Below are 14008 nucleotides of genomic sequence, written 5' to 3'. Positions count from 1 at the left end.
AGCGCCGTCGAGACGAACGAGTGTCTGTTGTGTACCGCTTGCGTGGCGACTTCTTGCTACACCTTGTCCAGGAATTGGGAGGTAGCCATGGTGCACCAACGACGCGCGGTCTATGCCCTCGCCGCGTTGTCCGCCGCCACTTTCTGTTACGTCACCACCGAAGTGCTTCCGATCGGTCTGCTCACGCTGATCGCGCCGGACCTGGGACGCTCCAGGTCGGAAACCGGTCTGCTGGTGACCGGGTACGCGGTGGTGGTCATGATCGTGGCGCTTCCGCTGACCCGGGTCACTCGACGGGTACCCCGACGTCCGCTGCTCGCCGGCGCCCTCGGCGTGTTCGCCGCGGCGACGGCGGTGTCAGCCCTCGCCACCTCGTACGAGGTGCTGCTCGCCGCCCGGCTGGTCTCCGCCATCACCAACGGCGTCTTCTGGGCGGTGGTGTTCCCCGTGGCGATCTCGATGTTCCCCGAGAACATCCGGGGCCGCATCGTGGCGAGACTGTCGATAGGTAACGCTCTCGGCCCGGTCCTCGGCGTACCGCTGGGCACCTGGCTGGGCGGACAGGCCGGCTGGCGGACCGCCTTCGTCGCGATGGCCGCCCTCGGCTTCGTCACCTGCATCGCGGTCGCCCTGCTCCTGCCGAGGAGCGTCGCACCGCAACAGAGCGCGAGCGACGTGGGGCCGATGCCGGACCGGCAGCGTTTCGTGGTGCTCCTCGTCGCCACCATCCTCGCGGTCACCGGCGCCATGGGCGCGTTCACCTACATGACCGTGTTCCTCCTCGACGTGAGCGGGTTCGCCGCGGCATCCCTCGGCCTGCTGCTCTTCGTCCAGGGCTCGTTCGGCGTCGCCGGCACCTGGGCGGTCGGTCGGGTCCTGGACCGGTTCCCACTCGGTGTCGTGCTGGGCCTGCTCGGGCTCATCACCGCGGCGATGCTCGGCCTCTACGGGGTTGGTTCGAGCAAGATATTGACGATCCCGTTGCTCGCCGTGGCGGGCATGTCGTTCAGTTCGCTGATCGCGGGAATCCAGCACCGAATCATGCAGGTGGCCCCGTCGACCACCGACATGGCGTCCGCCAGCCTCAGCGTCGCGTTCAACTTCGGTCTCGCGGCCGGCTCGTTCATCGGCGCGGGCCTGCTGGCGACGGCCGGGGTCCGCATCATCCCGTTGTTCGGTGGCCTGCTGACGGCCGCCGCGTTCGCGCTGCTCGCCTTCCACGAAATGTCCCGCAAGAAGAGGAGAGGCCATGAAACTGTCCGTCGTAATCCCGACCTACAACCGGTCGGACATTCTGCAGCTCACCCTTGAGTCCCTGGTCCACCAGGACCTGGATCACGACGACTACGAGGTGCTGGTGGTCGACGACGGATCGTCGGACGACACCGCGGACGTCGTGAAGAAGTACATGGACCAGATGAACCTTCGCTACTTCTTCCAGGAGGACGAGGGTTACCGGGCCGCCGGGGCCCGCAACCTCGGCATCAGCCACGCCGAGGGCGAGATCACCGTCTTCATGGACGCGGGAGTGATGGCCCATTCCAGCCTCCTGCGCGTCCACCTCGCCACCCACGAGGCCCACAGCGAACCGGTCGCCGTGTGCGGGTACGTCTTCGGCTACAGCCTGAACAACGAGAATGCCGACGAGGTCCTGGCCGACCTCGACGTCAACGATGTGGACGGCACCATCGAGCAGTGGCGCGAGAAGGGCCTGCACCCCGACATCAGGGAGGACTTCTTCATCCGGGAGGGCGACGACTTCTCCGCCGCGCCGGCACCCTGGCTCATGTACTGGACGTTCAACTCCTCGGTGCGCACCGAACAGCTACGGCGGGTCGGCATGTTCGACGACGCGTTCCGCGCCTGGGGCGGCGAGGACGTCGACCTCGGCTACCGACTGCACCGCGACGGTGCCCGCATGTTCCTCAACCGCGACGCGGTGTCGCTGCACTGGCCGCACGCCCGGGACGGCGAAGGCGCCGACGCGGTCGCCAACTACCAGTACATGGCCCGCAAGTACGACACCCCCATCACGCGACTGCTGGACATCGTCCCGACCATCAACTTCTTCGTCATCAACGACGTCATCCGGGGCAGGAAGCTGACCCACTGACCTGATCGCAGCTGGTACGCGGCCCGCACGGGCCACGTACCTTCGCGGCGCCCCCTGCGCGCCGGCCACCGTCAATGCGACACCGGCCGGCGCGCTCGCGTGTCCACCGACTTCCGCCCTCTCGCCCCATGGCACTTCTGCCGACTCGGCGAAATCTCCTCAGTAGTAAATCCCCGTTCTGATGAGCAGTTCCACAGAATGTATTGAGTAATCCTGAGAACGCTAATGCGGTACCGCCGCCGGAGTACGTTGCTGCTACGAATATAAAGGAACTGCGGAAGGGCGGGATCGCGTTCAGCCTATCGGGAGAGCGGACACGAATTGTGCGCTCTCCCGTCACTGGTTCCGACGAGTCGAGCAGCAAGCGCGTACGAGATGGTCCGACGTCCACCAGGGGCTGGCACCCGGCGATCGACCAGGAAGGTCGACCCTTTGGCCGCCGGACTCTCAATAGGCAGGTCCGGCGCACCGAAAGGAGCTCGGGCGCAGCCGGGACGCGGCCCGGTCGCGGGCACGCGGACCGGCGGACGGTAGAAGTCTGGTCGAAATGAGGCGGTCATGGGACAAGAGTCGGTTACCTCCATGATATTGGACGATGCCCGGTTGCATCGGTCGTTCGAGAAGGACTATTCACCAACCTCAATAGCCGAGGGATCAACAGGTGAGAGTTCGCGCGTGTCGTACGATCTGGCGGTTGTTGGTCTTGGCTATGTGGGCCTACCTCTGCTGAAAGAGGCGGCCGCTGCCGGACTGCGCGTCATCGGAGTGGATATCGACGCCAGTCGCGTCGATATGCTGAACAGCGGGAAATCCTACATCGACGACATCTCCAAGGACGATCTCGGCGAGATGCTCGCCGCCGGCTTCCGGGCGACGACGGACCCGGCGTCGTTCGCCGAGAGCGCGGTCATCATCGTCTGCGTGCCGACGCCACTCAGCGACGATCACGGGCCGGACCTGTCGGCGGTGCGCAGCGCGGCACACATGGTTGCCGCCTGCCTGACGCCGGGCACCCTGGTCGTGCTCGAATCCACCACGTATCCCGGAACGACCGAGGAGGTCGTCCGGCCGATCCTGGAGACGTCGGGCCTCACGGCGGGACGCGACTTCAGCCTGGCGTACTCGCCCGAGCGCATCGATCCGGGCAACGGCCAGTTCGGACTGCGGAACACACCGAAGGTCGTCGGCGGCCTCACCGAGAGCTGCCGTGACCAGGCGGCCACCTTCTACGGCAAGCTCGTGTCCCGGGTGGTGCCCACCTCCGGCCTGCGCGAAGCCGAAATGGCGAAGCTGCTGGAGAACACCTACCGCAACGTGAACATCGCCCTGGTCAACGAGATGGCGATCTTCTGCGAGGAGCTGGGCATCGACCTGTGGGAGACCATCGAGGCCGCGGCCACCAAGCCCTTCGGCTTCCACAAGTTCCTCCCCGGCCCGGGAGTCGGCGGCCACTGCATCCCGGTCGACCCCTCCTACCTGTCGCACACCGTCCGCAAGCTCGGCTACACCTTCCGGCTGGCCGAGACGGCTGACGAGATCAACGGGCGGATGCCGAAGTACGTCGCCAGCCGCCTGCAGCGGGCGCTCAACCGGGAGCGGAAGTCGGTCAACGGCGCGCGCGTGATGCTGCTGGGTGTGACGTACAAGCCGGACATCGCCGACGACCGCGAGACCCCGGCCCTGCCCCTGGCTCGGGAACTGCTCGGCCTCGGCGCCGAGTTGTGTTTCGCCGATCCCTACGTACGGACCTGGACCGTCGACGGGGTGAGCATCACTCCGGTCGAGGCACCCCTGTACGCGGTCCACGACTGCGACGCCGTCGTGCTGCTGCAACCGCACTCGGCGTTCGACCTCGCGGCCATTGCCCGGCGCTCCCGGCTGGTGCTCGACACAAGTGGCCGCATGGGCCGCTACGACAACGTCGAACGACTCTGAACCGCGCTTCAGAAGACCCTCGGATGACTCACGGAAACGGACACCCACGATGACGTTCAGCTGGTCGCAGCAGCGCATTCTCATCCTTTCGCCGCACCCCGACGACGAGGTTCTCGGCTGTGGCGGATTGATCCACAAGGCGAAGTCCGCAGGCGCCGAGGTCTTCGTCCAGTTCCTCACGGTCGGCAACACCACCGACCAGTCCTCGTCGGTCTCCACCAGCCCCGAGGACCGCAACGACGAGATCAAGCGGGTCGCCGACCACCAACAGTGGGACGGCTGGCACATGGCCTTTCCGGGCGACGAGTACCACCTCCGGCTCGACCAGCTTCCCCGACTCGAACTCGCCAACATGGTGGAGCAGGAGAGTCCACTCGCCATCGCCAGGCTGCGGCCCACGATGCTGATCGCCCCGCACCGTTCGAGCTACAACCAGGACCACCAGGCCGTGGCTGAGGCAGCCCACACCGCGACGCGGCCGTCCAACAACCGGCTACGCCATCACCCCGACTTCGTGCTGGCCTACGAGGAGGCGGCGGATCAATGGCGAACCGATTCGGTTCCCATGCCCAACCTCCTGGTCGAGCTCACCGAGGAAGACCTCGGCAGCAAACTCGAAGCCATGCGGCAGTACGCCACCCAGATACACGAGCATCCACATACACGGTCCGAAGAGACCCTCCGCAGCCTCGCGGTCCTGCGCGGCATGCAGGCCGGCGTACCGCTGGCCGAGGCGTACCACATCATGCGGTGCCTGGCCTGACCGGCCGCGCCGGACACCCGCACCCCACCTGCTGCCGAAAGGAAGCGAGCAATGCGAATTCTTGTCACCGGGGGCGCCGGATTCATCGGCTCCCACCTCTGTGAGTTCCTGGTTGAGCAACAACACGACGTCACAGTGCTCGACGAGCTGTCCACTGGTTCGGTGGCAAACCTCGCCAGTTGCCTGGACGCCGGCACCGTACGCCTGGTTGAGGGGTCGATCCTCGACCGGGACCTGGTGAACGAGTGCGTCCGCGGCAAGGATGCGGTCTTCCATCTCGCCGCCGCCGTCGGCGTGCGAACCATCGTCGACAGCCCCCTGCACTCACTGCGGGTCAACCTGTACGGCACGGAGAACGTCGTCGAGGCGGCGGTCACGCACGGCGTGCCGTTCGGCGTCACGTCGACCAGCGAGGTGTACGGCAAGAACGACGCCGACGGGCTCCGCGAGGACGCCGACCGGATCCTGGGGTCCCCTCTGCTCAGCCGGTGGTCGTACGCGGCGGCCAAGGGCCTTGACGAGTTGGTGGCGCACATCCGCGCGTCCGAGACGGGCACCCCCTGCGTGAGTTACCGACTGTTCAACGTCGTCGGGCCGCGGCAGACCGGCCGGTACGGCATGGTCCTGCCGCGGTTCGTCACGCAGGCGCTCAATCACGAACCGATCACCGTGTACGGCGACGGCACGCAGCGCCGGTGCTTCGGGTCGGTCTACGACGTGGTGCCCGCGATGGTCAAGCTGCTGCAGACCCCTGCGGCGCACGGTAGGGCGGTGAACCTCGGCGGGCGTGAGGAGGTCTCCATCCGCGGGCTGGCCGAGAAGATCAAGGATTTCACCGGCTCGACCAGCGACATCCAGACGGTGCCGTACGAGGTCGCCTACGGTAGCGGCTTCGAGGACATGGCTCGTCGCATGCCGGATCTGTCACTGGCCCACGAACTCATCGGCTACACCGCCCGCTACGACCTCGACGACATCGTGCGGTCAGTCGTCACCGACATGCAGCGCGCGGGCGAACGCGAGTCGCTGCTGGCCGCTCCGTAAGGCCGGATTCCCGGCCGCGTCGCCATGACAGGGACCGGCCCGGCGCGGAGAGTGTCCTCCGCGCCGGGCCGTGACATCGGATCGGGTCAGGCGGTCACACACTCCGCCAGCACACCCGGGCCGGTGCCGGTGCCCTGGAAGCCGAAGTTGGTCGACTGCCGGCCCGCGACCCGGCCGTTGTAGCTCACGTTGGTGAACTCGACAGTGCCGCTGGAGCCGCTGGCCTGGGCGTTCCAGGTGCCGGTGACTGCGGCGCCGCCGGGCAGCACGATGGTCACGGTCCAGCCGTTGATGTCCGACTTGCCGGCGGTGACCGTCACGCTCGCGGTGAAGCCCCCGGCCCACTGGTTGATCGCCACCGACGCGTAACAGCCGTCACCGGCCGGCGGCGTGGTGTTCGGCGGGGTGGTCGGCGGAGTCGTGGTCGGGGGAGTCGTGGTCGGCGGCGTGGTCGTGGGCGGGGTGGTGGTCGGCGGGGTGGTGGTCGGCGGGTTCGGTGCGCCGTTGGCCAGGCTGAAGGCCAGATCGGGCTGGAACGAACCGGCAGTGAAGCGGCAGCCGTCCGCCTCACCCGGCGGCTTCACCCAGAGGTACGCGTCGATGTTGTTGTCGCCGGTGTTGGTCGTCGGGTACTGACCGATGCGCCGGTCGGTGTTGTCGTCGCCGCACCAGTCCCCGCTGGCGCCCCCGTTGCGGCTGGTGTCGATGACCTGGCGCTTGCCCGAGATCCCCATGCCGTTGAGGGAGGAGATGACCGCCCGGCCGAAGTTCGCCTCGTTGGAGGTGGAGTTGTAGTTCGACACGTTGGTGAAGAAGCCGTCGGCGTACTGCACGCCGGCTGCCCGGAGCCGGTTGGCCGTCTCACCGGCGCTGTTCCAGGTGGAGTGGCCGCCGTCGAGGTACACCTTGGCGTTGGGGTTGCCCGACTTGATGGTGCGGGTGGCCGTCGAGATCGCCTGGTTGCGCGCGTTGATCTCGCTGGTGTTCAGGCAGGTCAGCAGCGCGAGCGAGTCGGTTTCCAGGATGATGATGACGGTCTGGTTGCCGAGTCCCCTGGCGAAGTTGGACACCCACGTCTGGTACTGGTTGAGGTCCGGCGCCCCACCGGCGCTGGCCCCGCCGCAGTCCCGGTTGGTGATCTCGTAGACCGCCAGCACCGGGATCTGCTGCGCCGCGTTGGCGGCGCCGATGAACCCGGAGACCTCGGACTGCACCGTGGAGGGATTGAAGTTGGCGAACCAGCGCGCCTGCGGCTGACTCGCGATCTTGTCGCGGATGACGGCGGCACGCGAGTCACCGGGGTTGGCGGCGACCCAGCGGACGACTGCCGAACTCGGGTCGCGGTAGAGCGAGCCGGACAGTGTGCCGGCGGATGCGCTGCTGACGGCGAGGCAGACGCCGACAGCGGTGGCGCCCGCGACGGCCGCCACACCGATGGCCGCCGATCTGCGGCGGAGTGAGGAGAGGATGGCCACGTCGTGTTGCCTCCAGATCACATAGATGTATCTAAGTTAATGGGAGCGTTCCCATGGACGTTAGCGGAGGCGCGCACCACTGCCAAGATGTGAACGGTCGTCGATGAGACGATGCAGCGGTTCGGACGGCACAGCCGCCGCCGCCGGCCTCGCGATCCCGCGCGACGCCGGGCGCTACGGGCGGCCGAGTGCGACAGCGAGCCGGCGGACCGCTTCGCCCATCAACTCCGCCGGGGCGGCTGCGTAGGTGAGGCGCAGGTGGGGCGCTGGAGCCTCGGCGGCGTACCAGGGCCGGCCGGGGAAGACGATGACGCCGGCGGCGGCAGCGGAGGCGGCCAACGCCACGTCGTCAGTGCCGTCGGGCAGCCGGACCCACAGGTGCAGCCCACCGCGGGGAACGCCCTGCGGGGTCAGCGACGGCAGGTGCCGCGCCAGCGCGGACAGCAGCGCCTCGCGCCGGGAGCGCAGCTCGTTTCGCAGGGTACGACGATGCCGGGCCCAGGCAGGTGCGGTGACGAACTCCAGCGTGGCCTGTTGCAGCGGCCCGGCGACGAAGAAGTCGTCGAGCAGCCGGGCAGCGCGCAGTCGGACGCCAGCCGGGCCGCGCGCACCGATCGCGGCGACCCGGAGACCGGGTGCGGCGGATTTGGTCAGCGAGCGCAGGTAGATGACGTGCCCGTCCGGGTCGTCGGCGGCCAGTGGCGGCGGCGGCTCGCCGTCGATGGCCAGGTCGCGGGCGTAGTCGTCCTCGATCAGGAACGCCCCGGCGGCGCGAACCTCGGCGGCGACCGCTGCTCGGCGCTGGACGGCGAGCGTCGCGCCGTGCGGGTTGGCGTAGAGCGGCTGGCAGTAGAACAGCCGGGCGCCGGTACGGGCGAACGCGACGGCGAGCTGGTCGGGCCGCACGCCATCAATGTCGGCGGGCACGGGTACCACCCGCAGCCCCGCTGCGCGGGCGGCGGCCAGCGCGCCCAGGTAGGTCGGGGACTCCACGAGCACTGCGTCGCCGGGCGTGGTCAGCGCGCGCAGCGTCGACGACAGTGCGGCTTGCCCGCCAGGGCAGATGACCATGTCGTCGGGGCGCAGCCCCGTGCCGGCCTCGCGGGCGAACCAGGCACGCAGATCCCCGCGCCCCTCGGCCGGTCCGCGCTCCCAGGAGGACGGCTGCCGGGCCGCGCGGGCCAACGCCGCGCCGAGCGCGCCGGCGGGCTGAAGATTCGGCTCCAGATAACCACCGGACAGCGGAATAGCCCCTGCGGGCGGTAACGCGAGTAACGCCTGCATCTCCTCCTCACCCGGCCGGCGGGGGCCGAGCGCCACCGTCTGCCACGACAGGTCGGGCGCGCTCCGCTGGGCTGGCGGACTGGCCACAAAGGTGCCTCGGCCCGATCGGGTCTCGATCAGGCCCTCCGTAACGAGCTGCCGGATCGCCGCTGCCACCGTCACCGGGGAGGCGTGGTGGCGGGCGGTCAGCTCGCGCACCGAGGGCAGGCGCGTGCCTGGTGCCGCCGCGTCCACCAGGTTCCGTAGATCTTGAACCACAGAATCAACAGCGCTACCGTTACCCATGACAGCAGAGAGTAGCGCTACTATCCCCGTGACGATAACACCAGGACGCGGCGCCGGCCTCGCCCTCGGCGCACTGGGGGTGCTCGCCTTCAGCATGTCGCTGCCGGCCACCCGCGTCGCGGTGCAGGATCTCGACCCGTGGTTCGTCGCCTTCGGCCGGGCGGTCGGCGCGGCGCTGCTGGCGTACGCGTACCTGCGGTTCACCACAGCGCCGCGACCCACCCGGGGCCAGTGGCAGCGGCTCTCGATCGTCGCGCTCGGCGTCGTCGTCGGCTTTCCACTGTTCACGTCGCTCGCGCTCACCACGCAGACCTCCGCGCACGGCGCGGTGGTCATCACGGTGCTGCCCGCCATGACGGCGGTCTTCGCGGTGCTGCGGTCGAACGAGCGCCCGCCACCGTTGTTCTGGATCGCCACTGTCGCTGGACTGCTGTCGGTGCTCACGTTCCTCGCCGCCAGCGGCGCGGTGCACGGTGACCTGTCCCTCGCCGACCTGTTCCTGCTGGCGGCGGTCGTGCTCTGCGGCCTCGGGTACGCCGAGGGCGGGGTGCTCGCCCGCGAGCTCGGCGGCGCCCGGACGATCTGCTGGGCGTTGCTGCTCTCCCTGCCTGCCACGGTGCCCATCACGGCCGTGGCGGCCGTCGCCCGTCCCCCGCAGGCGGACGCCGTCGTCTGGTCGGCGTTCGGTTACCTCACCGTCGTCTCGATGTTCCTCGGCTTCTTCGCCTGGTACGCGGGTCTCGCCCGGGGCGGCATCGCCAAGGTCGGCCAGATTCAGCTGGCCCAGCCCGTACTGACCCTGATCTGGTCGGCGCTGCTGCTCGGCGAGACCGTCACACCCGCCTCGATCGCGGCGGCGGTGGTGGTGCTGGCCTGCGTCGTGCTGATCCAGCGAACCCGGGCCAGCACCCAGGTGACAGTGCCCGCGTCGCCGACACAGCCCGGTCGCTGACCATCGGGACGGCGGATCCGTGCTCCTCGCCGGAGGCCAGCAACGCCGGCCGGCCCGGTCAGACCCGGGCAAGCCCCAACACGCGTACGTCGACAGCGACGTCCGGGCCGTACGACTCGGCAATGCGGCGCTCGAAGACGTCGGCGTCGACGGTGTACTCCTGCGGGCCCTCGACCTCCAGCACGTGCGCCGCCAGCACGCAGCCCACCTGCGCCGCCCGCTCGATGGGCAGGTCCGCGGCGAGCGCGGCGAAGAAGCCGGCCCGGAAGCCGTCGCCGACGCCGGTCGGGTCGACGATGGCGCCCACCCGCGCCGCCGGGACCAGGAACTCGCCGTCGCGCCCGGTGATCCGTACCCCGTTGGCGCCCAGGGTCACGACCCGTACGCCCACCCGGCGCAGGATGTCGTCCTCGCTCAGCCCGGTCTTCGACTCCAGCAGCGCCGCCTCGTACTCGTTCGTCAACAGATAGCGAGCACCGGTGATCATCGCCTCGATGTCGGCCGACGGCATCCGGGCCAGCTGCTGCGACGGGTCGGCGGCGAAGGGCAGACCCAGTCGGCGGCAGGCGGCAGCACGGGCGAGCATGGTGTCCGGATTCTCCGCGGCGACGATGACGAGCCGGAGGGCACCGGCCCGGGCGGCGACACCGTCGAGGCTGATCCGGTCGGGCTCGCCCATCGCACCCGGATAGAACGACGCGATCTGGCAGAGGTCGGTGTCGGTGGTGCAGATGAACCGTGCGGTATGGGCGATGGAGCTGACCTGGACCTCCGAGCAGTCGACCCCGTTGCGCTCCAGCCAGCTGCGGTAGTCGCCGAAGTCGCCACCGACCGCGCCGAGCAGCACCGGCCGGTGCCCGAGTTGAGCCAGCCCGAAGGCGATGTTGGCAGCGACCCCGCCGCGACGGACGACGAGGTCGTCGACGAGGAACGAGAGCGAGACGGCGTCGAGGCTGCCGGCGATGAACTGCTCGGCGAACCGCCCCGGGAAGCGCATCAGATGGTCGGTCGCGATCGAACCGGATACGGCGATCATGCGGACGGGCCCTCTCAGTAGCGGTAGTGGTCGGGCTTGTAGGGCCCTTCGACCGGGACACCGAGGTAGTTGGCTTGTTCCTTGGTCAGCTCGGTGAGGCGCACACCCAACGCGGCGAGGTGGAGTCGGGCGACCTTCTCGTCCAGGTGCTTGGGCAGGGTGTGGACGCCGACCGGATACTGGTCGGTGCGGGTGAACAGCTCGATCTGCGCGATCGTCTGGTTGGCGAAGCTGTTCGACATCACGAAACTCGGATGTCCGGTGGCGTTGCCGAGGTTCAGCAGCCGCCCCTCGGACAACACGATGATCGAGTGGCCGTCCGCGAACCGCCACTCGTCCACCTGCGGCTTCACCGTGATCCGCTCGACGTCCCCGCGTTTCGCGAGGCCGGCCATGTCGATCTCGTTGTCGAAGTGACCGATGTTCCCCACTATCGCCTGGTGCTTCATCCGGGCCATGTGCTCGTTGGTGATCACACTGAAGCAGCCCGTCGCGGTCACGAAGATGTCAGCGGTCTCGACAACGTCATCGATGGTCGCGACCTGGTAGCCGTCCATCGCCGCCTGGAGGGCGCAGATCGGGTCCACTTCGGTCACGATGACCCGCGCGCCCTGACCACGCAGACTCTCGGCGCAGCCCTTGCCAACGTCGCCGTAACCGAAGACGACGGCGACCTTCCCGCCGATCAGCACATCGGTGGCCCGGTTGATCCCGTCGATCAGCGAGTGTCGGCAGCCGTACTTGTTGTCGAACTTGCTCTTGGTCACCGAGTCGTTGACGTTGATCGCCGGGAACAGCAGGCTCCCCGCCTGCTGCATCTCGTACAGCCGGTGCACACCGGTGGTGGTCTCCTCGGTCACCCCCCGGATCCCGGCGGCGACCCGCGTCCAGCGGCGGTTGTCCTCCCGCATCGACCTGGTCAACACACCGAGGATGACCTCGTACTCCTCGGAGTCCGCGCTCTCCGGCGCCGGCACCGCCCCGATCGCCTCGAACTCGGCGCCCTTGTGCACCAGCAACGTGGCGTCACCACCATCGTCGAGGATCATGTTCGGGCCCTGTCCGTCCGGCCAGAGCAGCACCTGCTGGGTGCACCACCAGTACTCGTCGAGGGACTCACCCTTCCAGGCGTAGACCGGGACCCCCGCCGGGGCGTCCGGGGTGCCGGTCGGACCGACCACGATCGCTGCCGCCGCGTGGTCCTGGGTCGAGAAGATGTTGCAGGACGCCCACCTGACCTGCGCGCCGAGCGCCACCAGCGTCTCGATCAGCACCGCCGTCTGAATCGTCACGTGCAGCGAGCCGGTGATCCGCGCACCCTTCAGCGGCTGCCGCGAGGCGAACTCCCGCCGGATCGACATCAAACCCGGCATCTCATGCTCGGCCAGCTCGATCTCCTTACGCCCGAAGGCCGCCAACGACAGGTCCGCCACCTTGAAATCGCTGAAGTTGCCAGTCATGCCCGCACCCTCCCCCAGCGGCGTCGAGGACCGTTGGAGTCCGGTTCAACAGTGGTCATGCTCCGCACCCGGGCCGCCCCGGAACCCCGGGTGCGGAGCAGGAGCCGTCAGGAGTTGCGGCTGGCCGGGTCGACCCGGGCGTACGTGAGCAGGTCCGCCATCGTGAACTGGCCGGAGAAGCGGGCGGGCAGGGTCGGGCGCCAGCTGGGCTGTACGGTCAGGTAGCTCGCCGGGTCGAGTTGGGCGATGCCGATGAGCACTTCCGCCACGATCCGCCCACCCACCGCGCCCAACGAGCCGCCGCCGGCCTGGAGCTGCGCCTCCTTGAGGATGTAGTAGAAGAGCGGGGTGTTGGCGTCCAGGCCGAGGCCGTACCCACTGAGCTCGGGGAAGTTGAAGCTGCCGAGCGCGGGTGCCCCGATGTGGGCGGCGATCCGCTGGCCCGACGGGATGCCGAAGGTCAACTGCCGGAGCAGGTCGCGGCCGAGCAGGTTGGCCGACGGCGAGCCGGACGGCGGCGGTGGCAGCGGGAAACCGAACAGCGGCGTCGAGTTGCGTACGTCGATCCACTTGCTCCAGCGCACCTGGCCGTCGAAGAACTGGAACCAGAACTGGTAGTCGAGGTAGCGGCGGGCGGCCCGTTTTCCGCCGCGCAGGTCGGCCGGGTCCGCGCCACCCAGCGCCGAGTCGAAGAGCATGGCGTAGAACTCGTCGCCGCCGTTGCCGGTGCGGTTGACCAGGTACGCCGGTCGCGGTTGGCTGTGACCGAAGCGGAACGCCGCCGCGGTGAACTCGACCGGGATGAACGTCGCGTTCGGCTCCGGCCGGTAGAAGCGCCGACCTCCGCTGAGCACTGTGGAGACGGTGCCCGGCCCGGCGATCAGCGGGAGGAACTCGTTGAGCACGATCCACTGGTAGTGCCAGGTGACAAGCCTGCGGGCGGCGGCGAAGACCTGCGACTCCGCTGTGCCCTGGGCACGCACCAGGTCGACCACCCGGTTGTGGAAGAGGATGAACGCGGCAGTGATCTGCGCGATCGGCAGGTTCTCGTCGTTGCGGGGGTCGAAGACGATCGCCCTACCGCTGGAGTTGCGCGGCAGGTCCTCGAAGCGCCCGCCCGACTCGATTCTCAGTTTGGCGGGGTCGGATGAGGTGTAGAGCTCCGGGTTCCCGGTCGGCCCGGCACCGTAGAGCGAATCCAGGTCGAGGGCCGGCGTCCGGGGATTGGGCACCGTGGTCGGGTCGACCGGCGTGCCCAGCGGCGCCGTCGTCTCGAAGGCCAGGTCGTGGTCGACGAACTGCCCGAAGTACGTCATGCCCTGCGGGATCGAGAAGTTGTCGGGGTTGTTGATGCTGTGTTGCTGCAGGTCGGAGAGGGCCTCGGCGCCGACACCGAGCGGGTCGCGGGCGTCCATCGGGCCACCGACGCGGGACAGGTCGATCAGCGCGTTCCGCATCTGGGTCGTCGCCGACCCGAACGCCGGTAACGACGGGAACATCCGACCGAACCGGTTGGAGAACGCGGCCGCTGCCGGCGCCGCGTCGAGCAGGACTCCCCCGGTGCCGGCGAGGAGCGCGCCCGCGCCGACGCCGGCCAACAGTCGCCGTCGGCTGACACCTGGAGAAGCGTTGCCAATTGCCATGTCGGCCACCTTCCGTCC

11 protein-coding genes are annotated in these 14008 nt (G+C 68.8%); 6 read left to right on the top strand and 5 right to left on the bottom strand.

Annotation, left to right across the window (positions count from 1 at the left end):
• The first annotated feature begins 87 nt into the window (after positions 1–87).
• The 5 genes from QSK15_RS03850 (at position 88) to QSK15_RS03830 (ending at position 5855) form a co-directional block, all read left to right on the top strand.
• On the top strand, positions 88–1311 hold the full coding sequence (locus QSK15_RS03850) for an MFS transporter (protein ID WP_285792913.1): 1224 nt from the start codon (positions 88–90) through the stop codon (positions 1309–1311).
• The gene (locus QSK15_RS03845; RefSeq protein ID WP_285792912.1) at positions 1250–2113 is read left to right on the top strand and encodes a glycosyltransferase; all 864 of its coding nucleotides are present in this window, start codon (positions 1250–1252) and stop codon (positions 2111–2113) included. The genes QSK15_RS03850 and QSK15_RS03845 overlap by 62 nt, the downstream gene beginning before the upstream one ends.
• Positions 2114–2788: 675 nt before the next feature.
• Positions 2789–4048 carry a nucleotide sugar dehydrogenase gene (locus tag QSK15_RS03840; protein WP_285794324.1) on the top strand — a complete coding sequence of 420 codons (1260 nt, stop codon included), beginning with the start codon at positions 2789–2791 and terminating at the stop codon, positions 4046–4048.
• Between the two features lie 49 nt (positions 4049–4097).
• Complete coding sequence (locus QSK15_RS03835; RefSeq protein WP_030329342.1) at positions 4098–4811, top strand: PIG-L deacetylase family protein; 714 nt, start codon at positions 4098–4100, stop codon at positions 4809–4811.
• 51 nt (positions 4812–4862) lie between these two features.
• Entirely contained in the window at positions 4863–5855 is a 993-nt protein-coding gene (locus QSK15_RS03830; RefSeq protein WP_285792911.1) for an NAD-dependent epimerase/dehydratase family protein, read from the top strand.
• Positions 5856–5941: 86 nt separating this feature from the next.
• On the opposite strand, the gene QSK15_RS03825 is transcribed toward QSK15_RS03830, so the two are convergent.
• Positions 5942–7330 (bottom strand): glycoside hydrolase family 6 protein, encoded by a 1389-nt coding sequence (locus QSK15_RS03825; protein WP_285794323.1) that lies wholly within the window; start codon positions 7328–7330, stop codon positions 5942–5944.
• A gap of 174 nt (positions 7331–7504) precedes the next feature.
• Positions 7505–8899, bottom strand: coding sequence for an aminotransferase-like domain-containing protein (locus tag QSK15_RS03820; protein WP_285792910.1), 1395 nt, complete (start codon positions 8897–8899; stop codon positions 7505–7507).
• 28 nt (positions 8900–8927) lie between these two features.
• Here QSK15_RS03820 and QSK15_RS03815 point away from each other — a divergent pair, with 28 nt between their 5' ends.
• The gene (locus QSK15_RS03815; protein ID WP_285792909.1) at positions 8928–9851 is read left to right on the top strand and encodes a DMT family transporter; all 924 of its coding nucleotides are present in this window, start codon (positions 8928–8930) and stop codon (positions 9849–9851) included.
• Positions 9852–9909: 58 nt separating this feature from the next.
• Here QSK15_RS03815 and QSK15_RS03810 read toward each other — a convergent pair whose 3' ends face one another.
• The 3 genes from QSK15_RS03810 to QSK15_RS03800 all read right to left on the bottom strand — a co-directional run bounded on the left by QSK15_RS03810 (position 9910) and on the right by QSK15_RS03800 (position 13990).
• On the bottom strand, positions 9910–10887 hold the full coding sequence (locus QSK15_RS03810) for a carbohydrate kinase family protein (RefSeq protein WP_285792908.1): 978 nt from the start codon (positions 10885–10887) through the stop codon (positions 9910–9912).
• Between the two features lie 14 nt (positions 10888–10901).
• Positions 10902–12347: an adenosylhomocysteinase gene (ahcY, locus tag QSK15_RS03805; protein WP_285792907.1), complete on the bottom strand. Its 1446-nt coding sequence runs from the start codon at positions 12345–12347 to the stop codon at positions 10902–10904.
• Between the two features lie 107 nt (positions 12348–12454).
• Entirely contained in the window at positions 12455–13990 is a 1536-nt protein-coding gene (locus QSK15_RS03800; RefSeq protein WP_285792906.1) for a peroxidase family protein, read from the bottom strand.
• Between the last annotated feature and the right edge of the window lie 18 nt (positions 13991–14008).

Origin of the sequence: Micromonospora sp. NBRC 107095 (genome assembly GCF_030269705.1) — a bacterium.
Taxonomy (GTDB): domain Bacteria; phylum Actinomycetota; class Actinomycetes; order Mycobacteriales; family Micromonosporaceae; genus Micromonospora; species Micromonospora parva.
The sequence above is the reverse complement of the archived record's forward strand: the minus strand, read 5'-3'. Positions and strand labels throughout refer to the sequence as shown.

Coding starts and splice junctions, on each gene's coding strand:
- QSK15_RS03850 (WP_285792913.1), top strand. CDS start 88: ATGGTGCACCAACGACGCGCGGTCTATGCCCTCGCCGCGTTGTCCGCC.
- QSK15_RS03845 (WP_285792912.1), top strand. CDS start 1,250: ATGAAACTGTCCGTCGTAATCCCGACCTACAACCGGTCGGACATTCTG.
- QSK15_RS03835 (WP_030329342.1), top strand. CDS start 4,098: ATGACGTTCAGCTGGTCGCAGCAGCGCATTCTCATCCTTTCGCCGCAC.
- QSK15_RS03830 (WP_285792911.1), top strand. CDS start 4,863: ATGCGAATTCTTGTCACCGGGGGCGCCGGATTCATCGGCTCCCACCTC.
- QSK15_RS03820 (WP_285792910.1), bottom strand. CDS start 8,899: ATGGGTAACGGTAGCGCTGTTGATTCTGTGGTTCAAGATCTACGGAAC.
- QSK15_RS03810 (WP_285792908.1), bottom strand. CDS start 10,887: ATGATCGCCGTATCCGGTTCGATCGCGACCGACCATCTGATGCGCTTC.
- ahcY (WP_285792907.1), bottom strand. CDS start 12,347: ATGACTGGCAACTTCAGCGATTTCAAGGTGGCGGACCTGTCGTTGGCG.
- QSK15_RS03800 (WP_285792906.1), bottom strand. CDS start 13,990: ATGGCAATTGGCAACGCTTCTCCAGGTGTCAGCCGACGGCGACTGTTG.